This is a genomic window from Comamonas squillarum (assembly GCF_025309455.1).
GTDB classification, from domain to species: domain Bacteria; phylum Pseudomonadota; class Gammaproteobacteria; order Burkholderiales; family Burkholderiaceae_C; genus Comamonas; species Comamonas squillarum.
On the sequence record NZ_CP104377.1, the window covers coordinates 1,741,928 to 1,766,332 of the forward strand.

Annotated in this window: 19 protein-coding genes; 17 read left to right on the top strand and 2 right to left on the bottom strand. The window is 64.4% G+C overall.

All coding sequences use genetic code 11. From position 1 onward, the window contains the following. Positions 1 to 201 precede the first annotated feature (201 nt). The 10 genes from gyrA to N4T19_RS08225 all read left to right on the top strand — a co-directional run bounded on the left by gyrA (position 202) and on the right by N4T19_RS08225 (position 16,470). On the top strand, positions 202 to 3,063 hold the full coding sequence (gene gyrA / locus N4T19_RS08180; RefSeq protein ID WP_116924497.1) for a DNA gyrase subunit A: 2,862 nt from the start codon (positions 202 to 204) through the stop codon (positions 3,061 to 3,063). Positions 3,064 to 3,166: 103 nt separating this feature from the next. Continuing rightward, on the top strand, positions 3,167 to 4,270 hold the full coding sequence (gene serC / locus N4T19_RS08185) for a 3-phosphoserine/phosphohydroxythreonine transaminase (RefSeq protein WP_116924420.1): 1,104 nt from the start codon (positions 3,167 to 3,169) through the stop codon (positions 4,268 to 4,270). 98 nt (positions 4,271 to 4,368) lie between these two features. Continuing rightward, a complete protein-coding gene (gene pheA, locus N4T19_RS08190) occupies positions 4,369 to 5,469 on the top strand; it encodes a prephenate dehydratase (protein ID WP_021027337.1) in 1,101 nt (366 codons plus the stop codon). Positions 5,470 to 5,491: 22 nt separating this feature from the next. After that, positions 5,492 to 6,385: a prephenate dehydrogenase gene (locus N4T19_RS08195; protein ID WP_232539687.1), complete on the top strand. Its 894-nt coding sequence runs from the start codon at positions 5,492 to 5,494 to the stop codon at positions 6,383 to 6,385. Positions 6,386 to 6,530: 145 nt separating this feature from the next. Beyond that, a complete protein-coding gene (locus N4T19_RS08200; protein ID WP_116924422.1) occupies positions 6,531 to 8,618 on the top strand; it encodes a bifunctional 3-phosphoshikimate 1-carboxyvinyltransferase/cytidylate kinase in 2,088 nt (695 codons plus the stop codon). Positions 8,619 to 8,820: 202 nt separating this feature from the next. After that, on the top strand, positions 8,821 to 10,503 hold the full coding sequence (rpsA, locus tag N4T19_RS08205) for a 30S ribosomal protein S1 (protein ID WP_116924423.1): 1,683 nt from the start codon (positions 8,821 to 8,823) through the stop codon (positions 10,501 to 10,503). 126 nt (positions 10,504 to 10,629) lie between these two features. Beyond that, positions 10,630 to 10,956 carry an integration host factor subunit beta gene (locus N4T19_RS08210; protein ID WP_021027333.1) on the top strand — a complete coding sequence of 109 codons (327 nt, stop codon included), beginning with the start codon at positions 10,630 to 10,632 and terminating at the stop codon, positions 10,954 to 10,956. A gap of 225 nt (positions 10,957 to 11,181) precedes the next feature. Beyond that, positions 11,182 to 12,816, top strand: coding sequence for an alkaline phosphatase D family protein (locus N4T19_RS08215; RefSeq protein WP_232539393.1), 1,635 nt, complete (start codon positions 11,182 to 11,184; stop codon positions 12,814 to 12,816). Between the two features lie 149 nt (positions 12,817 to 12,965). After that, on the top strand, positions 12,966 to 14,891 hold the full coding sequence (locus N4T19_RS08220; RefSeq protein ID WP_260719882.1) for a gamma-glutamyltransferase family protein: 1,926 nt from the start codon (positions 12,966 to 12,968) through the stop codon (positions 14,889 to 14,891). A gap of 202 nt (positions 14,892 to 15,093) precedes the next feature. Further along, positions 15,094 to 16,470, top strand: coding sequence for a YdgA family protein (locus N4T19_RS08225; protein ID WP_260719883.1), 1,377 nt, complete (start codon positions 15,094 to 15,096; stop codon positions 16,468 to 16,470). A 102-nt stretch (positions 16,471 to 16,572) separates the two neighbouring features. Here N4T19_RS08225 and N4T19_RS08230 read toward each other — a convergent pair whose 3' ends face one another. Next, positions 16,573 to 17,130, bottom strand: coding sequence for a DUF2242 domain-containing protein (locus tag N4T19_RS08230; protein WP_312986736.1), 558 nt, complete (start codon positions 17,128 to 17,130; stop codon positions 16,573 to 16,575). A 382-nt stretch (positions 17,131 to 17,512) separates the two neighbouring features. On the opposite strand from N4T19_RS08230, the gene N4T19_RS08235 reads away from it, so the two are divergent. The 3 genes from N4T19_RS08235 to N4T19_RS08245 all read left to right on the top strand — a co-directional run bounded on the left by N4T19_RS08235 (position 17,513) and on the right by N4T19_RS08245 (position 21,119). Next, a complete protein-coding gene (locus N4T19_RS08235; protein ID WP_409935200.1) occupies positions 17,513 to 18,385 on the top strand; it encodes a peptidoglycan DD-metalloendopeptidase family protein in 873 nt (290 codons plus the stop codon). Positions 18,386 to 18,655: 270 nt separating this feature from the next. Beyond that, positions 18,656 to 19,492 carry an META and DUF4377 domain-containing protein gene (locus N4T19_RS08240; protein WP_260719885.1) on the top strand — a complete coding sequence of 279 codons (837 nt, stop codon included), beginning with the start codon at positions 18,656 to 18,658 and terminating at the stop codon, positions 19,490 to 19,492. 346 nt (positions 19,493 to 19,838) lie between these two features. Further along, on the top strand, positions 19,839 to 21,119 hold the full coding sequence (locus N4T19_RS08245) for an MFS transporter (RefSeq protein ID WP_116924430.1): 1,281 nt from the start codon (positions 19,839 to 19,841) through the stop codon (positions 21,117 to 21,119). 158 nt (positions 21,120 to 21,277) lie between these two features. Here N4T19_RS08245 and N4T19_RS08250 read toward each other — a convergent pair whose 3' ends face one another. After that, positions 21,278 to 22,198: an MBL fold metallo-hydrolase gene (locus N4T19_RS08250; protein WP_260719886.1), complete on the bottom strand. Its 921-nt coding sequence runs from the start codon at positions 22,196 to 22,198 to the stop codon at positions 21,278 to 21,280. Positions 22,199 to 22,289: 91 nt separating this feature from the next. On the opposite strand from N4T19_RS08250, the gene N4T19_RS08255 reads away from it, so the two are divergent. From N4T19_RS08255 to N4T19_RS08270, 4 genes are all read left to right on the top strand, one after another. Then, entirely contained in the window at positions 22,290 to 22,613 is a 324-nt protein-coding gene (locus N4T19_RS08255) for an ArsR/SmtB family transcription factor (protein WP_116924431.1), read from the top strand. A gap of 36 nt (positions 22,614 to 22,649) precedes the next feature. Continuing rightward, the gene (locus N4T19_RS08260; protein WP_182342725.1) at positions 22,650 to 23,078 is read left to right on the top strand and encodes a YeeE/YedE family protein; all 429 of its coding nucleotides are present in this window, start codon (positions 22,650 to 22,652) and stop codon (positions 23,076 to 23,078) included. Between the two features lie 10 nt (positions 23,079 to 23,088). Continuing rightward, positions 23,089 to 23,502: a DUF6691 family protein gene (locus tag N4T19_RS08265; protein WP_260719887.1), complete on the top strand. Its 414-nt coding sequence runs from the start codon at positions 23,089 to 23,091 to the stop codon at positions 23,500 to 23,502. Between the two features lie 66 nt (positions 23,503 to 23,568). Further along, positions 23,569 to 24,381, top strand: coding sequence for a pseudouridine synthase (locus N4T19_RS08270; protein ID WP_182342729.1), 813 nt, complete (start codon positions 23,569 to 23,571; stop codon positions 24,379 to 24,381). The last annotated feature ends 24 nt before the right edge of the window (positions 24,382 to 24,405 follow it).

Sequence of the window (24,405 nt, forward strand, 5' to 3'; positions counted from 1 at the left end):
AGCCGCGCTGCGAATCAAGACGTCGTCAGTGACCATCACCAAAAACGTTCTTACTTATTGTGCCATAGGCGTACCGGATCGCCATAGTTATCTGTAGCGCCAACGGTAAGACAAAAGCGCATTGGGCCTAGAATGTTGCCCACATGCAACATCAGCTTGCGCCTAAAATGCCTCTTGTACTTCGCCACCTATGCCAGCACTATGACCCAGTTTGCTAAAGAAACATTGCCGATCAGCCTGGAAGAGGAAATGCGCCGCAGCTACCTCGATTACGCGATGAGCGTGATCGTCGGCCGCGCCCTCCCAGATGCCCGCGACGGCATGAAACCGGTGCACCGCCGGGTTCTGTATGCGATGCATGAGCTGAACAATGATTGGAACCGCCCTTATAAGAAGAGTGCGCGTATCGTGGGTGACGTGATTGGTAAGTACCACCCGCACGGTGACAGCGCCGTCTACGACACTATCGTGCGCATGGCCCAGGATTTTTCCCTGCGCCATATGCTGGTCGATGGCCAGGGCAACTTCGGCTCGGTGGACGGCGACAGTGCTGCGGCCATGCGTTATACCGAAATCCGCCTGTCCAAGATCGCCCACGAAATGCTGGCCGATATCGACAAGGAAACCGTGGACTTCGGCCCCAACTACGACGGCTCCGAAAGCGAGCCGCTGGTGCTGCCCGCGCGCGTTCCCAATCTGCTGATCAATGGATCGGCCGGTATTGCGGTGGGTATGGCCACCAATATTCCTCCACATAACTTGAATGAAGTGGTGGATGCCTGCCTGCACCTGCTGCACCATCCCGACGCGACGGTCGATGACCTGATGGAGATCGTGCCTGCGCCCGATTTCCCCACCGCCGGCATCATCTACGGCATCAATGGCGTCAAGGAAGGCTACCGCACCGGCCGCGGCAAGGTGGTGATGCGCGCCAGGGTGCATTTCGAAGACATCGACAAGGGCCAGCGCCAGTCGATCATCGTCGACGAGCTGCCCTATCAGGTCAACAAGAAGACCTTGCAGGAGCGCATGGCCGAGCTGGTGCACGAGAAGAAGATCGAAGGCATCAGCCACATCCAGGATGAATCGGACAAGTCCGGCATGCGCCTGGTGATCGAGCTCAAGCGCGGCGAAGTGCCCGAGGTGGTGCTCAACAACCTGTACAAGCAGACCCAGTTGCAGGACACCTTTGGCATGAACATGGTGGCCCTGATCAATGGCCAGCCCAAGCTGTGCAACCTGAAGGACCTGATCAAGGTCTTCCTGGAGCACCGCCGCGAAGTAGTCACGCGCCGCACCGTGTATGAGCTGCGCAAGGCACGCGACCGCGGCCATGTGCTCGAAGGCCTGGCCGTGGCGCTGGCCAACATCGATGACTTCATCGCCATCATCCGCAACGCCCCCACCCCGCCGGTGGCCAAGGCCGAGCTGATGGCCAAGAGCTGGGACAGCAAGCTGGTGCGCGAGATGCTCACCCGCACGCGCACCGATGGCGGCGTCATCAATGCCGACGACTACCGCCCCGAAGGTCTGGAAGTGGAATTCGGCATGCAGCAGGACGGCCTCTACCGCCTGTCCGAAACGCAAGCACAGGAAATCCTGCAGATGCGTCTGCAGCGCCTGACCGGCCTGGAACAGGACAAGATCGTTGCCGAGTACAAGGACATCATGGCAGTCATCGAAGACCTGCTGGACATCCTGGCCAAGCCCGAGCGCGTCTCGACCATCATCGGCGAAGAGCTGGTGGCCCTGAAGACCGAGTTCGGCCAGACCAAGCTGGGCGCACGCCGCAGCCAGGTCGAGTACAGCGCGCAGGACCTGTCCACCGAAGACCTGATCACCCCGACCGACATGGTGGTGACCCTGTCGCACACCGGCTATATCAAGAGCCAGCCGCTGAGCGAATACCGCTCGCAAAAGCGCGGCGGGCGCGGCAAGCAGGCGACAGCCACCAAGGAAGACGACTGGATCGACCAGCTCTTCATTGCGAACACGCACGACTACCTGCTGTGCTTCTCCAACCGGGGCCGCCTGTACTGGCTCAAGGTCTGGGAAGTGCCTGCCGGCTCGCGCGGCTCGCGTGGCCGCCCCATCGTCAACATGTTCCCGCTGCAGGACGATGAGAAGATCAACGTGGTGCTGCCGCTCACCGGCGAATACCGCAGCTTCCCGGCCGATCACTACGTCTTCATGGCCACCCGCATGGGCACCGTCAAGAAGACCTCGCTGGACGAATTCAGCAACCCGCGCAAGGCCGGCATCATCGCCGTGGGCCTGGACGATGGCGACGTGCTGATTGGCGCGGCACTGACCGAAGGCCGCCACGATGTGATGCTGTTCAGCGATGGCGGCAAGGCCGTGCGCTTCGATGAAAACGATGTGCGCCCCATGGGCCGCAATGCGCGCGGCGTGCGCGGCATGAACATCGACGACAGCCAGAACCTGATCGCCATGTTGGTGGCCGAGCAGCACCCGGCCGAAGTCGAAGCGCGCAAGGCCAAGGACGCGCTGGACAACCTGCAGATCCGCGACAAGGAGCTGCAGGACGCCCAGGCACCGGCGGCTGATATTGACGCGGTGCGCAAGCAGATCGACGAGGCCCGCGCCGCGCTGGAAGCGGCCGACCTGGCCGCCATTGCGGCGCTGGGCGAGCTGCCACGCGAGACGCTGCACAGCGTGCTGACCGCCACCGAAAACGGCTACGGCAAGCGTACCTCGATCGTCGAGTACACCCGCCACGGCCGTGGCACCAAGGGCATGATCGCGATCCAGCAGTCGGAGCGCAACGGCAAGGTCGTGGCCGCCACCCTGGTGAGCCCGGATGACCAGATCATGCTGATCACCGACACCGGCGTGCTGGTGCGCACCCGGGTGGCCGAGATCCGCGAGATGGGCCGCGCCACACAGGGCGTGACCTTGATCAGCCTGGATGCAGGCGCCAAGCTGAGCGGCCTGCAGCGCATTGTCGAGAACGATGCGCAGGCAGACGAGCTCGCCGATGCGGCCGATGGCGCCGAGGCGGCAGACGGCGACGACGCCCCAAGCCCGGCAGACGGCTCCTAAGCCTGCACAGAAAAGCCATGTTGCGACATGGCTTTTTCCTGCACTCTTATGCTCTCTTTTTCATAGCTATCACCGCTCGCTGTGCGAGCCAACAAGGCCTTCCATGCAACGCCCCTATAACTTCTCGGCCGGTCCGGCCGCCATCCCTGAAGACGTGCTGCAGCAAGCAGCCAGCGAGATGCTGGACTGGCGCGGCAGCGGCATGAGCGTGATGGAGATGAGCCACCGCGGCAAGGAGTTCATCTCGATCTGCGAGAAGGCCGAAGCCGATTTCCGCCAGCTGCTGGCCGTGCCGCAGAACTTCCACATCCTGTTCATGCAAGGCGGTGGCCTGGCCGAGAACGCCATCGTGCCGCTCAACCTGTCGCAAGGCGGCGCCGTCGATTTTGTCGTCACCGGCAGCTGGAGCCAGAAGTCGACCAAGGAAGCGGCCAAGTTCTGCAACGCCGCAGTCGCCGCCACCGACGAAGCCCAGGGCTTTACCCATATCCCCGATCCCGCCAGTTGGAAGCTGCGCAGCGATGCGCGCTATGTGCATATCTGCAGCAACGAGACCATCAATGGCGTGGAGTTCCAGCAGCTGCCCGATCTGGCTAGCCTGGGCTGCCAGGCGCCGCTGGTGATCGATTTCTCGTCGCATGTGGCATCGCGCAGCGTGGACTGGAGCCGCGTGGGCCTGGCCTTTGGCGGCGCACAAAAGAACCTGGGCCCCGCCGGCCTGACCCTGGTCGTCGTGCGCGAGGACCTGCTCGGCCACGCGATGGCTATGTGCCCCAGCGCTTTCAACTACCGCCTGGTCGCCGACAACCAGTCGATGTACAACACGCCCCCCACCTGGGGCATCTACATCGCCGGGCTGACCTTTGAATGGATCTTGCGCCAGCAAGAAGGCGCTGCCAGCGGCGTTGCCGCGCTCGAAGCACGCAACAGCGCCAAGGCCGAGCTGCTCTACCAGGCCATCGATGGCTCGCAGCTCTATGAGAACCGCGTGGCGCGCGACTGCCGCTCGCGCATGAATGTGCCCTTCTTCCTCAAGGACGAATCGCGCAACCAGGCATTTCTGGATGGCGCCAAGGCGCGCGGTCTGCTGCAGCTCAAGGGCCACAAGTCGGTGGGCGGCATGCGTGCCAGCATCTACAACGCCATGCCACTGGCAGGCGTGCAGGCGCTGGTGGACTATATGCAAAGTTTTGAAAAACAGGGCTGATCAGCAACGCCCCGGTTTTGCCCGGGAAACACTCTTACGTTATTCTTACTGGTTGGCAGCCTCCCCGGGAGCTGCCCGCATCGCACACCCAGGCCACCATGAGCACTTCACCCCAAGCGTCCCCCGAACTCGCCGCACTGCGTGTCCAGATTGACAATCTCGACACGCAGCTGCTGACCTTGCTGAACCAGCGCGCCCTGGTTGCCGAACGGGTGGGCGAGCTGAAAAAACGCGAAGGCACGCCCTTCTTCCGCCCGGACCGGGTCGCCCAGGTCATCCAGAAGATCGAAAACGCCAACCCTGGCCCCTTGAAGGCCGCCCATGTCTCGGCCATCTGGCGCGAGATCATGTCCGCCTGCCTGGCGCTGGAATCGCCCCAGCGCGTCGCCATCCTGGGCCCGGCCGGCACCTTCTGCGAAGAGGCAGCCATCCAGTACTTTGGCGGCGCTGCCGACATCAAGTACTGCAACAGTTTTGAAGAGGTTTTCCACTCCACTGCTGCGGGCAGTGCCCAGTTTGGCGTGGTCGGCGTGGAGAACTCGAACGAAGGCGTGGTCACGCGTTCGCTGGACATGTTCCTGCACACGCCCTGCCACGTGGTGGGCGAAGTGAGCCTGCTGATCCGCCACAACCTGATGCGCACGACCAACTCGCTCGAAGGCATTGAGGTCGTAGCCGCGCATCCCCAGGCGCTGGCCCAGTGCCAGGGCTGGCTCTCCAAGCACCTGCCCCATGCCGAGCGCCGCCCGGTCGAGAGCAATGCCGAAGGCGCGCGCCTGGCGGCCCTGCACCCGAACATGGCCGGCATCGCCGGCGAGCGTGCGGCCCAGCAGTACGGCCTGCACATCATCAGCCACGCCATCCAGGACGATGCCTACAACCGCACGCGCTTTGCCATCATCTGCCTGCCCCACACGCTGGCCACGCCCGAGCCCAGTGGCAAGGACTGCACCAGCCTGGTCGTCTCGGTGCCCAACCGGCCCGGTGCCGTGCATGAGCTGCTGATGCCGCTGAGCAAGCATGGCGTGTCGATGACGCGCTTCGAATCCCGCCCGGCCCGCACCGGCCAGTGGGAATACTATTTCTATATTGATCTGGACGGCCACCCGTCGCAGCCCCATGTGGCCAAGGCGCTGGATGAGCTGCGCGCGCTGTGTGCGTTCTACAAGGTGCTCGGCGCCTACCCTGTCGGGAGTTGAATCGGTGAAAAAGTTTGAACATATGGCGCTGATCGGCTGCGGGCTGATGGGCGGCTCATTTGCCCTTGCAGCCAAACGGGCGGGGCTGGTCAAACGCATTGTCGGCTACAGCAAGTCGCCATCCACCACCAGCCGCGCGCGCCAGATGGGCGTCATCGACGAGGAAGCCAGCTCGGCCCTGCAGGCCGTCTCGGGCGCCGATCTGGTGCTGCTGGCCATCCCGGTCGCTTCGACCGAGTCGACCCTGGCCAACATCAAGCACCTGATCAACCCCGACACCCTGGTGATGGATGTGGGCTCGACCAAGATGGATGTGGTGGCTGCCGCGCGCCGTGCGCTGCGCGACCGCTTTGGCTGCTTTGTGCCGGCCCACCCGATCACCGGCAAGGAAGTCTTTGGTGTGGACCATGCCGACGTCAACCTCTACCGCGATGCCCAGGTGGTGCTTACCCCGACTGAGCTGACCAAGGTCGCCCAGCTGCGCCAGGCCGAGGCCATCTGGAAGGCCATTGGCACCCATGTGACCAGCATGGCGCCCGAGCAGCACGATGCCGCGCTGGCCGCCAGCAGCCACGCACCACACTTGGTGGCCATGGCCTATATGAACTCGCTGCTGTCGCAAGACGGCGCGCACCGCATGCTGTCGCTCGCCGGCCCCGGCTTTCGTGATTTCACCCGCATCGCCGCCGCCGAGCCGCAGATGTGGCGCGATATCTTCCTGGCCAACCGCAGCGAGATCCTCAAGCAGATCCAGTCGCTGCAGCACATGCTGGGCAGCTACGAGGCCGCGTTGCTGAGCGACGACCAGCCCGCGCTCGAGCAGCTGCTGCGCGAGGCCAGCAGCACCCGCGCGCAGTGGAAGCAGGGCAAGCTCTACACGCCAGAGTCGCTGTCCAAGCACAAAACCACCGCTTGATCGGCCCAGCGCAGGCACTGGCCCAGCCGGTGGACCGATAATAGCCAGTGGCGCTGCCTGATACCGGGCAGCGCCACCTTCGTTTGCGACCACCGCGCCGCCTGCGCAGCAGGCCTGGCGCAACTACCCCACAGCAGAGCCCGCCATGTTCTCCACTGCATTTCTCGATATCCCCGCCTTGCAAAGCGCCCATGGTGAAGTGCAGCTGCCCGGCTCCAAGAGCATCTCCAACCGCGTGCTGCTGCTGGCCGCGTTGAGCGCGGGCACCACCACCATCCATGACCTGCTCGACTCCGACGATACCCAGGTGATGCTGCGCGCGCTCGAGCAACTGGGCTGCGCCGTGGTGCGCAGCACCGATCCGGCCCACCTCAACAGCTACCACATCACCGGCATCGCCGGCCAGTTGGCGCCCGCGCTGGCCGCCCGCAGCACCGCGCTGTTCCTGGGCAATGCCGGCACGGCCATGCGGCCGCTGACCGCTGCGCTGGCTTTGCTCGGCGGCCAGTTCGAGATGAGCGGCGTGCCGCGCATGCACGAACGCCCCATCGGCGACCTGGTCGATGCGCTGCGCCAGCTGGGCTGCCAGATCGACTACCTGGGCAACGAGGGCTTTCCGCCACTGCGCATCCAGCCCGTGACGGCCGCGCAGCTGCAGCTGAACACGCCCATCACGGTGCGCGGCGATGTCTCCAGCCAGTTCCTGACCGCGCTGCTGATGGCGCTGCCCTTGGTGGCCACGCGCCAGGACATCATCATCGAAGTCGCTGGCGAGCTGATCTCCAAGCCCTATATCCACATCACGCTGGAGCTGCTCAAACGCTTTGGCATCCAGATCAAGAACGATCAGTGGCAGCGCTTTACCGTGCTGGCCGGCAGCCGCTACCAGTCGCCGCACGAGATCCATGTCGAGGCCGATGCCTCATCGGCCAGCTACTTCATCGCGCTGGGCGCCATTGCCGCCAGCAAGGGCAGCCGGCCCAATGCGCAGGGCGGCACCTCCAGCGTGGACCGCGTCGTCAAGGTGATGGGCGTGGGCGCGCAGTCCATCCAGGGCGATATCCGCTTTGTCGATGCCGCCCGCGCGATGGGTGCGGCCATCACCAGCGGCCCCAACTGGCTGGAGATCCGCCGGGGCGCCTGGCCGCTGCAGGCCATCGACATGGACTGCAACCACATCCCCGACGCAGCCATGACCTTGGCTGCGATGGCGCTCTACGCCAATGGCACCACCACCTTGCGCAATATCGCCAGCTGGCGTGTCAAGGAAACCGACCGCCTGGCGGCGATGGCCATCGAGCTACGCAAGCTCGGCGCTGTCGTGGTGGAAGGCGCGGACTACCTGACCATCACCCCGCCCGCGAACCGCGAGGCCTGGAAGCCCGCCAGCATCCACACCTATGACGACCACCGCGTAGCGATGTGCTTCTCGCTGGCCGCCTTCAACCCCGCCGGCCTGCCGGTGCGTATTGAAGACCCCAAGTGTGTGGCCAAGACCTTCCCCGGCTACTTCGAGGCCATGTTCTCGGCCGTGCGCGCGGTGCCCGGCTCTATTCCGGTGATCTGCATCGACGGGCCCAGCGCCTCGGGCAAGGGCACCGTGGCCTCGGCCGTGGCCGAGCAGCTGGGCTACCACCTGCTCGACTCGGGCGCGCTCTACCGCATCACCGGCCTGGCCGCCACCCGCGCTGGCATCCCGATCGATGCCGAGCATGCCAGCCAGATTGCCGCGTTGATTTCGCAGATGGACATCCAGTTTGGCGCCGACCAGCGCGTGCGCCTCGATGGCGAGGACATCAGCCTGGCCATCCGCAGCGAAGAAGCGGGCACCAACGCCTCCTTGGTCTCAGCGCTGCCCGCCGTGCGCCAGGCGCTGGTGCAGGCCCAGCATGATTTTCGCCAGCTGCCGGGCCTGGTGGCCGACGGGCGCGACATGGGCACGGTGATTTTCCCGCTCGCCCCTTTGAAGGTCTATCTGACGGCCAGCGCCGCCAAGCGCGCCGAGCGCCGCCATAAACAGTTGATTGAAAAAGGAATACCGGCTACAATAGCCGACCTTCGTGCTGACCTTGAGGCGCGGGACACGCGCGACATGAACCGCGCCACCGCCCCCTTGCATGCAGCGCAGGATGCATTCTTGCTGGACAACTCCGAGATGAGCGTGGACAACGCGGTCGCTCAGGTGCTGTCCTGGTGGGAAAAGCGACAGCCGTTTGGCAAAGAGCCGGCCTGAGGCGCCCAGCGCGCCCTTTCTCCTGCCTTTGGCGGCGGTGTTACCCGCCCCTGCAACCTTCTACTGGTGGATCTAACCGCCATGGGTTGCCGGGTTGTTTAACTTTGAACCCCGTGGTGTCACAACCACACAACCTGCACGGCCAGCCATAAAAACGTCAGCAATAGTGCTGCCGGAAACCTGCCCGTGTCTAAGGAAATACATGTCTGAATCTTTTGCCGCCCTTTTTGAAGAGTCGTTGACACGCACCGAAATGCGTCCTGGCGAAGTGATCACTGCTGAAGTCGTGCGCGTTGAGCACAACTTCGTGGTGGTGAACGCCGGCCTGAAGTCCGAAGCCTATGTGCCAATCGACGAATTCAAGAACGACCAGGGCGAAATCGAAGTCCAAGTGGGTGACTTCGTGTCCGTGGCCATCGGTTCCATCGAAAACGGCTACGGCGACACCATTCTGTCGCGCGACACCGCCAAGCGTCTGGCTTCCTGGCTGGCCCTGGAAAAGGCGCTGGAATCGGGCGAATTCGTGACCGGTACCACCTCCGGCAAGGTCAAGGGCGGCCTGACCGTTCTGGTCAACGGCATCCGTGCCTTCCTGCCAGGCTCGCTGATCGACACCCGTCCGATCAAGGACCTGACCCCTTACGAAAACAAGACCCTGGAATTCAAGGTCATCAAGCTCGATCGCAAGCGCAACAACGTGGTGCTGAGCCGCCGCGCTGTGGTGGAAGCCTCGATGGGCGAAGAGCGCGCCAAGCTGATGGAAACCCTCAAGGAAGGCTCCATCGTTCAAGGCGTGGTCAAGAACATCACCGAATACGGTGCGTTCGTGGACCTGGGCGGTATCGACGGCCTGCTGCACATCACCGACATGGCATGGCGCCGCGTGCGTCACCCATCCGAAGTGGTGACCGCTGGCCAGGAAATCACCGCCAAGATCCTGAAGTTCGACACCGAAAAGAACCGTGTCTCGCTGGGTCTGAAGCAAATGGGCGACGATCCATGGATGGGCGTGTCGCGCCGTTATCCATCGAGCACCCGTCTGTTCGGCAAGGTCACCAACATTGCCGACTACGGCGCGTTCGTGGAACTGGAACCAGGCATCGAAGGTCTGGTGCACGTGTCCGAAATGGACTGGACCAACAAGAACGTTGCGCCTTCCAAGCTCGTGACCCTGGGCGACGAAGTCGAAGTCATGGTTCTGGAAATCGACGAAGACAAGCGTCGTATCTCCCTGGGCATGAAGCAGTGCAAGGCCAACCCATGGCAGGAATTCGCGCAAAACACCAAGCGCGGTGACCGCGTCAAGGGCCCGATCAAGTCGATCACAGACTTCGGCGTGTTCGTGGGCCTGGCCTCGGGCATCGACGGTCTGGTTCACCTGTCTGACCTGTCGTGGAACGAAACCGGCGAAGCCGCGGTTCGTAACTACAAGAAGGGCCAGGAAGTGGAAGCCATCGTGCTGGCCGTGGACGTGGACCGTGAGCGTATCTCGTTGGGCATCAAGCAGCTCGACAGCGATGCATTCACCACGTTCGCTACCGTGAACGACAAGGGCCAGATCGTGACCGGCAAGGTCAAGACCGTGGACGCCAAGGGCGCTGAAATCGACCTGGGCGACGACATCGTCGGCTACCTGCGTGCTTCCGAAATCTCGGTGGACCGCGTGGAAGACGCACGTTCGGTGCTCAAGGAAGGTGATGAAGTTACCGCCGTGGTGACCAATGTGGATCGCAAGAGCCGCAGCATCTCCCTGTCCATCAAGCAGAAGGACCACGCTGAGCAGCAAGAAACCATGGCGTCGCTGTCGCAGCAATCGTCCAAGGAAAATGCTGGTACCACCAGCCTGGGCGCACTGCTGCGCGCCAAGCTGGACGCCGACAAGTAATTGACGGCTCCGCTGCCGGCCCATGCCTTGCCCGTCTTGGTATAGTCGGTAGCTTGCAGACAAGGTGGGCGCCCAGTGCGCCCACCAACGCTTTGACTATTTGATTCACGAAGATTCCACATTCGTATGACCCGATCCGATCTGATTGAAGAGCTTGCCGCTCGATTCCACCAGCTGACGCAGCGGGATGCGGAGCAGGCCGTCAAAACGATTCTGGAGGCCATCGAAGACTCGCTGGTACGCGGACAACGCATCGAGATCCGTGGCTTTGGCAGCTTCACCATCACCCACCGCCAACCCCGCCTGGGCCGCAACCCACGCAGCGGCGAAGCCGTGCAGGTGCCCGCCAAGCGCGTCACCCACTTCAAGCCAGGCAAGGCCTTGCGCGAATCGGTGGACGACCCCAGCAATATCCTGACCTCGACCGCCAGCCCCAAGAACAACGACGAATAAAGCGCCGGCTGAACCACCCGGATGGCCCATCTGCCCCAGGCAGTTAGAAGCCAAACCAACGAACGCTCCTTAAGGAGCGTTTTTTATGCCAGCCATTCCCCACGCTGCACTGATGTCACCGAGGTACCTGTGCAACCTGCTGCGGATCGGCGCCAGCGCTATGCTGCGCTATTACACCGTCGACCTATGCCGCAGCAAGTCCTACCCGGCCGCCAGAACCAAGATTTGGATCAAGACCTGGCCCAGCTCCTCAACCGGCGCCAATGGCTGCAAGGCCTGGGTGCCTTGGGCCTGGCCGCCCAGTTGCCGGCCATCGCGCGGGCAGATAGCAACACCCCGCTGGCCATGGCCCCCTGGCCGGTATCGGAGCAGCTGTTTGGCCTGGGCGTTGCCAGTGGCGAGCCCGATGCCAGCAGCGTGGTGCTGTGGACACGGCTGCTGCCCAGCGCCAGCGCGCCCTTGCTGCGCCCGGTGGCGGTGCACTGGGAGCTGGCCCAGGATGCGCAGTTCCGCCAGATCCTGCGCCAGGGCGAGGCCTTGGCCAGCCCAGACGGCGGCCACAGCGTGCATGTGCTGGCCCAGGGTCTGGAGGCCGACCGCTGGTACCACTACCGCTTTCACTGCCAGGGGCAGACCAGCGCCACAGGCCGCACCCGCACCGCGCCCGCCGCAGGTGCTGCGGTGGCCCGGTTGCGTCTGGTCTATGCCTCCTGCCAGCGCTGGGAGCATGGCTACTACGCGGCCTGGCGCCATGCGCGCGAGGACGATCCCGACCTGGTCGTCTTTCTGGGCGACTACATCTACGAATATGCCTCGCCCGCATCCGCTGCCAAGCAACAGCGCAGCCAGCTCGCGCGCCTGCAGCCGCTCGCCCATGCCGTCAGCCTGCAGGACTACCGCGACCGCTATGCGCTGCACAAGAGCGACCCGGACCTGCAGGCCATGCATGCGCACTGCCCCTGGCTGGTGACCTGGGACGACCATGAGGTTGAAGACAACTATGTCGGCGACGATGGCGTAGGCCAAGTCCAGGCCTTTGTCGCCAAGCGCATGGCGGCCTACCAGGCGTTTTACGAGAACATGCCGCTGCGCGCCTCGGTCGCCGGCAAACAGGCTGGCCTGGCCCTGCCCCCGGCCCACACGCCGCTGTACCGCCAGCAAAGCTGGGGCGCCTTGGCCGCGATGTGGGTGCTCGATGCGCGCCAGTACCGCGATGCCCAGGCCTGCCGTGCAGTGACCGACAAAAGCCCGGCCTCCGTCAAGGCCGCAGACTGCGCCGATCTGGCGCGCAACAGCCGCAGCTTTCTGGGCTGGAGCCAGGAGCGCTGGTTGGCCGCCCAGCTGGCAGGCAACAGCGCGGCCAATCCTGAGAGCCGGCGCTGGAGCATCATCTGCCAACAAACGCTGTTTGCGCCTCGCCACTTTCCCAACGGCCGCAGCAGTGCCGATACCTGGGATGGCTACCCCGCCGCACGCCAGCGGCTGCTGCGCGCGATGGCTGAGGCGCAGCTGCGCAACACCGTGCTGCTGGGCGGCGACATTCACCAGAACTATGTCTGCCGCATCCAGTACCTGGAGGGCGCCAGCCCCGAACGGGTGCTAGCCAGCGAATTCTGCGGCACCTCGATCAGCTCGCACTCGGGCACCACCCAAGCCCGGGTCGACGCCATCGTGGCCCGCAATCCCCATGTGCTGCTCGCCCGCTGCGATGAACGCGGCTATGGGCTGTGCGACATCACCCCCAAGCTTTGGACCACCCAGCTGCGCGTGGTCAACCAGCCGCAGTATGCGGACAGTGCCGCCCAAACCTTGGCCCGCTTTGTGGTGGAGGACCAGGTCGCCGGGCCGCAATGGGCCTGATCCTGGCCTGATCTTGCCGCCGATCCCTTAGCCCTGGGCAGCCTGCATTCAGCAACGCTCTGTGGCCCCTCTAGCGGTGCTGTCCGCTACGCCTGTCGCGGCAAAGCGGTTAGCATGCCAGACATTGCCGCCACAACCAGGAGATCGCCATGCCACGACTGTCCCCGGGGTCCCACACCCGCCACCCGCATTTGCCGCCTACCCGTGCTGCGATCAGCCGCTGGTCGCTGTCTCTGGCAGCCGTCGCCACGGCTGCCTTGCTGGCCGCCTGCAGCAGCCAGCCCAAGCTGCAATACCAGCCCCCCGCTGCGTCTGACCAGCCCGAAGGCAGCTCCGGCTGGACCGACAAGCCCGGCTGGGCCACCGAGCAATACGCGGTAGCCGCTGCCAACCCCTTGGCCACCGATGCCGGCTACCAGGTGCTGCAAGCGGGCGGCTCGGCCATCGATGCGGCCATTGCCGTGCAACTGGTGCTGGGCCTGGTCGAGCCGCAATCGAGCGGCATCGGTGGCGGCGCCTTTTTGTTGCATGCCCAAGGCAGCCAGGTCGAGGCCTATGACGGCCGCGAGGTCGCGCCGATGGCCGCTGACGAGAACCTGTTCATGCGTGACGGCAAGCCCATGGCCTTCCATGATGCGGTGGTGGGCGGCCGCTCGGTGGGCGTGCCCGGCGCCATCCGCATGCTGGAGATGGCGCACAAGGAGCACGGCAAACTGCCCTGGGCCAGCTTGTTCGAGCCGGCCATTCGCCTGGCCACCGATGGCTTCAAGGTCAGTGCGCGTTTGAACGCCCTGACTGCGCAGGAGAAATTTCTGGGCCAGGATCCGGTTGCCAGCGGCTACTTTCTCGATGCCAATGGCAAGCCCTGGCCCGTTGGCCATCTGCTGAAGAACCCCGAATACGCCGCCGTGTTGCAGGGCATTGCCCAGCACGGCTCCAAGGCCCTGCTCGAAGGCCCGGTGGCCGAGGCCATCGTGCGCAAGGTACAGGGCCATGCCAGCAACCCCGGCAAGCTCAGCCTGGCCGATCTGGCCGCCTACCAGCCGCTCAAGCGCCAGGCGTTGTGCAGCGATTATTCGCCCAGCGCTGCGGGCGCCCCCGCCAGCCAACCGGCGTCGACCCGCAGCTACCGGCTCTGCGGCTTTCCACCACCCAGCTCGGGCGGTATTGCGGTGGCGCAAATCCTGGGCATCCTGGCCAACACTCCGGCGGGGCAAATGGGCCTGGGCGCCGACGGCCTGCCCAGCGCCGACTGGCTGCACCTTTATGCCGAGGCCTCGCGCCTGGCCTTTGCCGACCGCAACCAGTATGTGGCCGACCCGGCCTTTGTCGGGGCGCCGGCAGGGGATTGGTCAAGCATGCTGCGGCCCGACTACCTGGCCCAGCGCGCCCGCCTGATCGGCGCGCGCAGCATGCAGCAAGCCCAACCCGGGCGGCCAGGCAGCGTGCAGATGGCCTACGCCAGCCAGCCCTACCAGCAGGAATACGGCACCAGCCACATCAGCATCGTGGACCGCTACGGCAATGCGATTGCGATGACCACAACCATTGAAGACCAGTTCGGCTCGCGCCAGATGGTCAACACCGGTCGCGGGCTGGCCGGCGGCTTCCTGCTCAACAACGAGCTGACCGATTTCAGCCTGGCGCCGCGTGATGCGCAGGGCCAGCCCATCGCCAACCGGGTCGAGCCCGGCAAGCGGCCGCGCTCGTCGATGGCGCCCACCCTGGTGTTCGACAAGGCCACGGACCGCCTCGTGATCAGCGCCGGCAGCCCCGGCGGCGCCTGGATCATCCACTACACCACCAAGACCTTGTACGGCATGCTCAACTGGGGCCTGATGCCGCAGCAGGCCATCAACCTGCCCAACTTTGGCAGCCTCAATGGCCCCACGGTGCTGGAGGAAAAGCGCTTCCCCGCTGCCACCGTGCAGTCCTTGCAGGCGCGTGGCGCCGAGGTCAAGGAGCAAAACCTCACCAGCGGCCTGCAGGCGATCTCGCGCGGCGAGGCGCATGGCAAATCCTGGTGGTTTGGTGGCGCCGATCCGCGCCGCGAAGGCATTGTCATGGGCCAGTAAGCGCCCCTCTGCTTGCCAACACACGGGCCGCTTGCGGCTCGTTTAATATCTGCGCGCCGCTACACCTGGTCACATAGCGCCTGGGCACCGCATTGCTGATTTTGCAGCCCGCCCTCTACAATGCGGGCTCCACGCAAGGCGCAGCATCCAAGCACACCACAAGCTGCGTCCATCCGGTTTCAAACCACAGAGGGGAAAACACATGAAAAAACTAGGCATCGGCATTGCCGCAGCCGTGGCCGTGCTGGCCGCAGGCGGCGCCACCACAGGCTACCTGGTCGGCAACAACATCGAGCAAGGTTTTGCGACCGCCGCCAAGGAGTGGAGCAAGCCGCCGCTGCTGGTGCAGGTGCAGGACTACCAGAAGGGCATTTTCTCGTCGACCGCGCAAACGCTGTGGACGGTGGACACCGGTGAAGAAAAGCTGCAGTTCACCGCCCAGCACGCCATCAGCCACGGCCCGCTGCCGATTGCGCACCTGGCAGAAATCGTCTCCACCTTTGCCATCAATCCCGATGCCCCGCCCGAGTGGGTGGTGGCCTTCAAGGACAAGGCGCCTCTGGTCTGGAAGAGCAAGGTGGGCTGGTCCAAGAACACCCAGAACGAGGTGACATCGCCGGCATTCAATGGCGAATTTGGCGCGGACAAGCTCGCCTTTGGCGGCTTCAAGTCAGACTTCGAGATGTCCTCCGATTTCAGCCGCATCAAGGGCGATGCATCGATGCCCAGCCTGCTGGTGCAAAGCAAGCCCGGCGAAGAAGACGACGGCCAGGCCTCCGAGATGCTGATGAGCGGCAACACCATGCGCTTTGACATGCACCAGCCCACGGGCCAGGAGTTCATGGTGGGCAGCCTCCAGTGGGACCTGGCCAGCCTCAAGGTCACGCCCAAGAACGGCGATGCCCCGGCAGAGCTGGCGGGGCTGAAGATGGTGGCCGACACGCAGCTGGCAGCCGAGGTGGTCAACACCACCATCAATACCTCGGTCAAATCCTTTGTACAAAAGGACCACAAGATCGACGACATCGCCGTCGACCTGGGTCTGCACAACCTGGACGCGGGCTGGCTGAACCAGTTCACCAAAGAGTCGCAGAAGATCCAGGGCGATCCGCAGGCCATGCAGATGCTGCTGATGCAGGGCATGCAGCAGCTGCTGGCGCGCAAGCCCGAGCTGGAAGTCAAGCGCATCAGCTGGCGCACCGCCGAAGGCACGGCCGAGGTGGCGGCCTCGCTGGCCTACCAAGGTGACTCCAGCAAGCCCCTGAACCCAATGATGGACTTCAAGGCCATGCTGCGCCTGGACATGCCCAAGCCCGTGCTGCAGTCCCTGTATGCCGGCAAGGTGCGCGAGACCTACCTGCTGGAGAACGAGGACGCCGAGCTTGATGAAAAGCAACTCGCCAGCGTCGTGCAAGAAGATGTCAATGCCCGCCTAAGCGGTCTGGTGCAGGCCGGCTTGCTGGTCGAAAACAGCGACCGCATGACGTCTCAGCTGCAATGGGCTGACGGCAAGCTGCAAGCCAATGGCAAGCCACTGGACCAGAACGGGATGATGGGTCTGTTGTCCGCGATGCCTTGAACCGGGGCCTGGGCCCCTCCCCCAAAAACCAAGCCCGCCATCTGCCCGATGGCGGGCATTTTTGCAGGTGGCCAACATGCAGCGGCAAGCTGCGGCGCCGCTTTACTCGACGAACTCTTCGTCGCCGGTCAGGCTTTGCTGGCGCAGTTCATCGTCCTGGCGCAGGTAGGACTTGATCAGGTCAAAGAAACTGTCGTAGAAGGTGGCCGAGCTCACCGTCTCGCTGCCCACCTTGACCATGGAATCATTGCCGGCAGAAAACGGCAGCGACAGCGAGCCCAAAGCGCCCACACCGACACTGGCCGAGTTGCTGCTCTTCTTGAGGTTGTAGGTGTCCTTGAGTGCGGACACAAAGCCCAGGGTCACCTTGCCGTCCTTGCTGTCGGCAGCGCAGACCACGCGGATGGTGATGATCTGGTGGTTGTCCGTCGCTGGCTGGAAGCTCTTTTGGCCTTCGACCTCTTTGCCCTTGGAGACGTTGATCAGATAACCCTGGCTCAACAGCGCGCGGCGTGCGGCCTCGCAAGCGCGCTCCGGCGGCGCATCAAACAGGCGTGAATAGGTGGCAGACGATCCAAAGGTCTCATGGGCCACAACGTTGTAGCGGTGGCTGTCGGCCTCGCGGTCCAGGCTGCCGCAACCCGATACAGACAGCGCCAAGGCCGCCACCAAGGACCAACCCGCCCATGAGCGATGCGGTGTGCAGCGGGTGGATGCAGCCAGTAAAAATAGATCTGAATGCTTGCCCAACATGAACGAAACGAACTCCCGAAACAACATGATGACCTGGATGACAGAGATGCAGGCCCAGCCGCACCACTGTAATGGATATGGCCGGCGCAGCATGTCAGCCAACGCCTGTATAGCACGCCCGGCACAGGGGGCAAAGAGGCATGCTACCAGCCGCGTTCCCCAGCACCAGCAGCGCTGCACTGGTTTACCAAATTTTGCATATTATGCGCGGCATTTACCCAGGATGGAAAAGCACAACGCGCTATGCTTTTAAAAGCACATTCAACCTCCCTGCCCAACCCCCATGTCCATGCCAGACCCTGCCCGCCCAACCGACTCCCCAGGCCTGCAGCGCCGCCTTTTGCTGCAAGCTGGCAGCGGCCTTTTGCTGCTGCCCTGGCTGCACGGCGCGCAGGCAGCGGCCACCGATGGCTGGCCCGCTGACGCGCGCGTTCCCGGTGGCGTAGCGCGCCTGTCGCTGGGCCCGGCGGCCGAGCGGCCCCAGGCCTTTGCGGGCGATATACCGCTGCTGGTGCTGGGTGACGCCATCGAATGGACAGCGCTGGTCGGCATACCGCTGTCGGCCCCCACCGGCGCCGCAGAGATCCGGCTGCATACGGCCAGCGGCCCACGCAGTATCCCCTACACGGTGCGCGACAAGAAGTACAGCGAGCAGCGCCTCAAGGTCGCCCCCAAGACGGTCGATCTGTCTGCCGCCGACAATGCCCGCTATGAACGCGAACGTGACCACCAACAAACAGTGATGGCCACCTTCAGCACGCCGCTGCCCGCGCAGATGCAGCTGCCCGTGCCGGTGCCCGGCCGGCGCTCGAGCTCCTTCGGGTTGCGCCGCGTCTTCAATGGCCAGTCGCGCAATCCGCACAGCGGCATGGACATCGCCGCAGCCACCGGCACGCCCGTCAAGGCACCGGTCGATGGCAAGATCATCGATGTGGGTGACTACTTCTTCAACGGCCACACCATCTGGATGGACCATGGTGGCGGCTTTCTGACGATGTACTGCCACCTGAGCGCGACCCAGGTCACGGTGGGCCAGAGCGTGCGCGCTGGCGAAGTGATCGGCAAGGTCGGCGCGACCGGCCGGGTCACAGGCCCGCACCTGCATTGGGGCGTGATGCTCAACCGCAGCATGGTCGACCCGGCCCTCTTCCTCACCGCCTGATAGCGCGCCTGTGGTTATCCCAGATATCTGTGGGTCAGCATGTGGACAAGGCTCTGGACAAGATGGCAAGCCTTTGACTTGCTTCAACAATTTTCATGCGCCTAAGTTTTAGGCAAACGCTGCTGCGGCAGCGGCCATGGAGCGGGCTGCCAAGCACCAAGCTTGGCCTACACCAGCGCCGGCCGGCAGCCCCTAGGATGGCAAGCTAAGTTTGCTTTCACCCACCGCAGCGCGCGCCTGTGCGCTGCCTCGAACAAGGAAAAACTTCATATGCAACGTTGGAAACTGATGAGCCTCAGCGCAGCCGCTGCGATGGCCCTGGCCGCCTGCAGCAGCACCCCATCGTCCACCCCTGCAGCACCAGCTGCAGGCAGCACCGCACCCGCCATGAACGTATCTGCCACCGACAAGACCTTGCAGTCCTACCACTGGGACCTGGAGCGCGCCGAAGACCAGTCCGGCCGTCCGCTGCCCGCCTTCACCGCACTGGCCCCCAAGAAGGTGCTGCGCCTGGGCTTCAGCGGCGATGCCAAGACAGCACACCGCGTGAGCATCGGCAACCTCTGCAATGTGATGGGCGCGGGCTACCAGCTCGATGGCGACAAGATCAGCATCACCAACCCGATTGGCACGATGATGGCGTGTGAGCCCCCACTGATGCAGCTCGAGCAGGCAGTGAGCGCACAGATCACACGCGCCGAGAGCCTGCGCATCACGCAGGACAGCAACGCCCCGCGCCTGACCTTGCAGTTCAACGATGGCAGCCGCTGGCTGCTGAAGTCGGTGCCCACCAACGCCACCAAGTACGGCAGCGCCGGGGAGACCATGTTCTATGAAGTGGCCCCCCAGACCAAGCCTTGCAGCCACGGCGTGGCCAAGGGCGTGCAATGCCTGCAGGTGCGTGAGCTGCGCTATGACAGCAACGGCCGCAAGACCGTGGCCGGCGACTGGCAGCATTTCTACGGCAATATCGAAGGCTACCAGCACGAACCCGGCTACAGCAATGTGCTGCGCGTGAAGCGCTACACCATTGCCAATCCGCCAGCGGACGCGTCGCGCTACGCCTATGTACTGGACTTGACGGTCGAGACCGCCAAGGCCCCTTGATGGCCCCGGCGGGTGCTGCTGACAGCGCCCGCTTACTCAGCTGACATTGAGGTCTGGCAGCTCGCAGCTATTGCCAGTTAGAGGCCTCAAGCTACATCCACATCACCAACCCCCAGTCGCCCCACAGCGGTGACAGGGGGTTTGGTTTTTGCAGCCCGCATTGGCGCAATGCGCGCATCGCAGCGCCGTTGCGCACATGCCCCGCTTTTGGGCATGCCCTGCTTGCCGCATGGATAAGCCCAACTCTTATATAAGAGTTGAGCAGGCATGGCAGAATGGCGCCACAAACACCTACAACCATATTGCGGTTGCAGCAGCTGCACCAGCGCAGGCTGCGCCCCACCCCATGCCAGCGACCACCCACTCCGCCCCTCCGCCGCTGCTGCGCGACCAGCACAGCGGCTTTCTCGTTTTTCTGATCGCGCGCGTCTTTGCCGTGGGTGCCACCCAGATCCAGGCCGTGGTCGTCGCCTGGCAGGTCTATGACTTGACGCGCAACCCCATGGCGCTGGCCTTTGTCGGCCTGGCGCAGTTCATCCCGATGCTCCTGCTGCTGCTGCCTGCCGGCGAGCTGATCGACCGGCTGCCACGCAAGAAGGTGCTGGCCACCAGCTGGGCGCTGGGCAGTGTCTGCAGCGCGCTGCTGCTGTGGCTGTCGGGCCATGGCCATGCCGGGGTCGCAGGCATCTATGCGGTGCTGGTGCTGTATGGCGCCACGCGCGCCTTCTCGGGCCCATCGCTGCAAAGCCTGCTGCCGCAGCTGGTGCCGATGGCGCTGCTGCCCAAGGCCATTGCCACCAACAGCGTGGTAATGCGCTGCTCGGCCATTGGCGCGCCGATGCTGGGCGGCTTTTTGTACGCCGCTGGCGGGGCCGTGTGGACCTATGCGGTCTGCATGCTGGCCTTTGCAATTGGCACCGCGCTACTGCTGCGCGTCCAGGTGCTGTATGCGGCGCCCAAGGCCGCTGCCGAGCCAGGCGCCGCGCGCGACACGATCTGGCAGCGCTTTGGCGCGGGCATCCGCTTTATCTTTGGCCGCCCCATGGTGCTGGGCACCATCTCGCTCGATCTGTTTGCCGTGCTGCTGGGCGGCGTGGTGGCGCTGCTGCCCATCTACGCCCATGAGGTGCTGCACACCGGACCCGAAGGCCTGGGCCTGCTGCGCAGCGCCATGGCGATGGGCGAAGTCTGCGCCGGCCTCTACCTCAGCAGCCGCCCCTTTGGCACCCAGGTGGGCCGGCGCATGATGCTGGCCGTGGCCGTGTTTGGCATTGCCAACCTGGTGTTCTCGCTGTCGCACTGGCTGTGGCTGTCCTGCCTGGCGCTGGCCGTCGCTGGCGCGGCCGACATGGTCAGTGTCTATGTACGCGGATCGCTGCTGCAATTTGCCACGCCCGACAACATGCGCGGCCGCGTCAATGCCGTCAACATGCTGTTTATCGGCTCGTCCAATGAGCTGGGTGAATTCCGCGCTGGCAGCAGCGCTGCCCTGCTGGGCGCAGTTCCCGCAGCGGTGGCGGGCGGCCTGTGCTCGCTCCTGGTGGTGGGGCTGTGGACGCGGCTCTTCCCCAGCCTGTGGAAAGTGAACCGCTTCGAAGACGCGCAGCACCAGTCTGCGGGCCGCTAAGAGCCGCCAACACAACCCTTGATACGTCGTAGCCTCGCCGGCTGCGCCAAGCCTTGTCGTACGCCTGTACTGCCTGCGGCTTGACGCCTAGTCTCAACCGCAAACCTTCGATTCGCTGGGTCGTGTTACCGGCTCTAAGACCAAACCTCAACGCTCCCTCAGAGCGCATCGACTGGCAGCTTGAGAAAACGCCGGCCCTGCGCATCGGCATCGGGCAGGCGCCCGGCGCGGATATTGACCTGCACCGAGGGCAGCATCAGCTGCGGCATCGCCAGCGTTGCATCGCGCGCCTCGCGCATCGCGACAAAAGCGGCCTCGTCCACACCCTCGTGCACATGGATGTTGTGCGCACGCTGCTCGGCCACCGTGCTGCACCAAGCGGCAGCGCGGCCGGCTGGCGGGTAATCGTGACAGACATAGAGCAGCGTCTCTGGCGGGTGCGCCAGTAGCCGGCCAATCGAGCGGTAGAGCGCATGGGCATCGCCGCCAGGGAAATCACAGCGCGCTGTGCCCACATCGGGCATGAACAAGGTGTCGCCGACAAAAATGTCGGCCACTGCGCCTGCCGCAGCACCGCCCTCTTCCACCGCATAGGCCAGGTCCGCCGGCGTGTGGCCGGGCACACCCAGCGCGCGGATGCGAGTGGCCCCCAGCGCCAGCACATCGCCATCGCGCAGCAGGCAGTCAAAGTCTGCGCCTTGCGGTGCGATGCAGCCCTCCATGCCGTAGATGCCGCCAAACACTTTTTGTACCTGCGTGATCTGCTGGCCAATCACCACCGGCGCGGCAATGCGCACCGCGCCTGCGGGCATCTGCCTGCGCAGCCACTGGGCCGCAGACAGGTGGTCTGCATGGGCATGGGTCTCCAGCACCCAGCGCAGCGTCAGCCGCTCGGCATCCAGGTAATCAGCGATGCGCTGGGCCGATGCGGTACTGGTGCGGCCGCTCTTGGCATCAAAGTCCCAGACCGGGTCGATGACTGCCGCCTCGCGGCTGGCCACATCGTGCAGCACATAGCTGACGGTGCCGGTCACCTCGTCAAAAAATGCCTGAACGCCAAAAGAAGGGGCAGAGCGCATGGTCAAAACACATTCACACAAAACAATATATCTTTTAATATAATAAAATTCCTCCTTTTCGGCAAGCCTGCTGCGTCCAAGCCTTCTTCCCATGTCTGCAAAAACCAAGGCCTCCCCTTCGCCCGACGCCATGCGCGAGGCAGCGCACCATGCCGTCTCTGCCCTCAAGCTTCTGGGCAATGAGGACCGCTTGCTGCTGCTCTGCCTCCTGAGCCAAGGCGAATGCTGCGTCAGCGATATGGAGGCGCAGCTGGGCATTGCGCAGCCCACCTTGTCGCAGCAGCTCGCCGTGTTGCGGCGCGAAAACGCGGTCAGCACCCGGCGCGAGGGCAAGAACATCTTCTACCAGGTGGCCGATGCGCGCCTGCTGGCGCTGTTGCAGACGCTGTACGCCCAGTACTGCCCGGCAGCCTGAAACCCCACCGCATCGTTCACGTCAAGGAAGTCGCCCATGTCGCTCGATCTGTCTGCCTTTACGCCCCTGGCCGCCCTCGCAGGCGGTGCCTTGATTGGTCTGGCTGCCGTGCTACTGGTGCTGTTCAATGGCCGTATTGCGGGCATCAGCGGCATCGTGGCCGCACTGCTGCCGCCACGCCTGCAGCGCGGCGCCTGGCGATTGGCATTTGTGCTTGGCCTGCTGGCAGCCCCATGGATTTACCAGTGGTTTGCGCCCTTGCCAGCGGCCAGCAGCTCTGCAGCCTGGCCACTGCTGGTGCTGGCCGGCCTGCTTGTGGGCATAGGCACGCGCCTGGGTTCGGGCTGCACCAGTGGGCATGGGGTCTGCGGGCTCTCCCGCCTGTCGCTGCGCTCCCTGGTGGCCACCCTGGTCTTTATGGCCACCGGTTTCGCGACGGTGTTTGTAGTGCGCCACCTTCTATAAGGAGAGCATGATGACTATCCTGATCGCGGCCCTTGCAGGCCTGGTCTTTGGCCTGGGCCTGCTGGTGTCCGGCATGGCCGATCCGCAGAAGGTGCTGGCTTTTCTCGATCTGGCAGGCCCCTGGGACCCGTCGCTGGCGCTGGTGATGGGCGGCGCGATAGCGCTGGGTCTGCCCGGTTTTGCACTGGCGCGCCGGCGCAGCCGCAGCCTGCTGGGCGAGCCCATGCAGCTGCCTGCACGCCAAGCGGTTGATGCACCGCTGCTGATCGGCTCGGCGCTATTTGGCATCGGCTGGGGCCTGGCCGGCTACTGCCCAGGCCCAGCGCTGGTGGGTACGGCGGCGGGCATGGGCTCGGCGGCGATCTTCAGTGCGGCGATGCTGGCGGGCATGCTGTTGTTTGGGCTGTGGTCCAAGAGGTCTTGAGGCACGGCCACTATAAAATCCATAGCTGATCACGCCTGCAACATCGTTTCACCAGCCCGCCCACCCATGTCTTTCGCCATCGACCCTGCTGTTGCGCATACCCATGCGCAGGACTGCCCCCTGCCCCTGCTGTGGCGCGACGAGCACCTGGTGGCCATCTACAAACCTGCCGGCTGGCTGGTGCACCGCACGGGCCTGGACGCAGGCGAGACGCGCTTTATCGTGCAGACCTTGCGCGACCAGATCGGCCAGCATGTGTTTCCGCTGCACCGGCTCGACAAGGGCACCTGCGGCGTGCTGCTGCTGGCGCTGCATGCCGAGGCCGCCAGCCGCACGCGCAGCCAGTTTGAGAACCACCAGATCGACAAGCGCTACCTGGCGATGGTGCGCGGCTGGGCGCCGCTGCAAGCGGAGGTCGACCATGCGCTACGCCCCGATGATGCGCCTGAGGACGCGCCCGCCCAGCCGGCCCGGACCCGCTTTGCGCGCCTGGCGAGGCTGGAACACGCCGAGGCCTATGACAGCCGCTTTGCCGGCACGCGGCTGTCCTTGGTCCAGGCGACACCCCACACCGGGCGCCGCCACCAGATCCGCCGCCACCTCAAGCACATCGCCCACCCCATCATTGGCGATGCCACGCATGGCAAGGGCCCATTGAACCGTTGGTGGGCCGAGCGTCTGGGCCTGCAGCGGCTGTGGCTGCATGCCTGGTCGCTGTCGCTGCAGCACCCCTATACGCAGGCACCCTTGCATATTGAAAGTGGGCTGCAGTTCCGGCACACAGAACCCACAGCGGGCATGTCCGTGCCGCAATCGCACCCCAGCCTGCAGCAATGGCAGGCGCTGCTGCGCAACCCGGCCTGGTCGCGGCAAGCCTAGCAGCTGCGCCAAGACCAAGGGTGC

Excerpts from the sequence above, each read along its gene's own strand:
- gyrA (WP_116924497.1), top strand. The coding sequence starts at position 202 with ATGACCCAGTTTGCTAAAGAAACATTGCCGATCAGCCTGGAAGAGGAA.
- serC (WP_116924420.1), top strand. The coding sequence starts at position 3,167 with ATGCAACGCCCCTATAACTTCTCGGCCGGTCCGGCCGCCATCCCTGAA.
- pheA (WP_021027337.1), top strand. The coding sequence starts at position 4,369 with ATGAGCACTTCACCCCAAGCGTCCCCCGAACTCGCCGCACTGCGTGTC.
- N4T19_RS08195 (WP_232539687.1), top strand. The coding sequence starts at position 5,492 with ATGGCGCTGATCGGCTGCGGGCTGATGGGCGGCTCATTTGCCCTTGCA.
- N4T19_RS08200 (WP_116924422.1), top strand. The coding sequence starts at position 6,531 with ATGTTCTCCACTGCATTTCTCGATATCCCCGCCTTGCAAAGCGCCCAT.
- rpsA (WP_116924423.1), top strand. The coding sequence starts at position 8,821 with ATGTCTGAATCTTTTGCCGCCCTTTTTGAAGAGTCGTTGACACGCACC.
- N4T19_RS08210 (WP_021027333.1), top strand. The coding sequence starts at position 10,630 with ATGACCCGATCCGATCTGATTGAAGAGCTTGCCGCTCGATTCCACCAG.
- N4T19_RS08220 (WP_260719882.1), top strand. The coding sequence starts at position 12,966 with ATGCCACGACTGTCCCCGGGGTCCCACACCCGCCACCCGCATTTGCCG.
- N4T19_RS08225 (WP_260719883.1), top strand. The coding sequence starts at position 15,094 with ATGAAAAAACTAGGCATCGGCATTGCCGCAGCCGTGGCCGTGCTGGCC.
- N4T19_RS08235 (WP_409935200.1), top strand. The coding sequence starts at position 17,513 with ATGCCAGACCCTGCCCGCCCAACCGACTCCCCAGGCCTGCAGCGCCGC.
- N4T19_RS08240 (WP_260719885.1), top strand. The coding sequence starts at position 18,656 with ATGCAACGTTGGAAACTGATGAGCCTCAGCGCAGCCGCTGCGATGGCC.
- N4T19_RS08245 (WP_116924430.1), top strand. The coding sequence starts at position 19,839 with ATGCCAGCGACCACCCACTCCGCCCCTCCGCCGCTGCTGCGCGACCAG.
- N4T19_RS08250 (WP_260719886.1), bottom strand. The coding sequence starts at position 22,198 with ATGCGCTCTGCCCCTTCTTTTGGCGTTCAGGCATTTTTTGACGAGGTG.
- N4T19_RS08255 (WP_116924431.1), top strand. The coding sequence starts at position 22,290 with ATGTCTGCAAAAACCAAGGCCTCCCCTTCGCCCGACGCCATGCGCGAG.
- N4T19_RS08260 (WP_182342725.1), top strand. The coding sequence starts at position 22,650 with ATGTCGCTCGATCTGTCTGCCTTTACGCCCCTGGCCGCCCTCGCAGGC.
- N4T19_RS08265 (WP_260719887.1), top strand. The coding sequence starts at position 23,089 with ATGACTATCCTGATCGCGGCCCTTGCAGGCCTGGTCTTTGGCCTGGGC.
- N4T19_RS08270 (WP_182342729.1), top strand. The coding sequence starts at position 23,569 with ATGTCTTTCGCCATCGACCCTGCTGTTGCGCATACCCATGCGCAGGAC.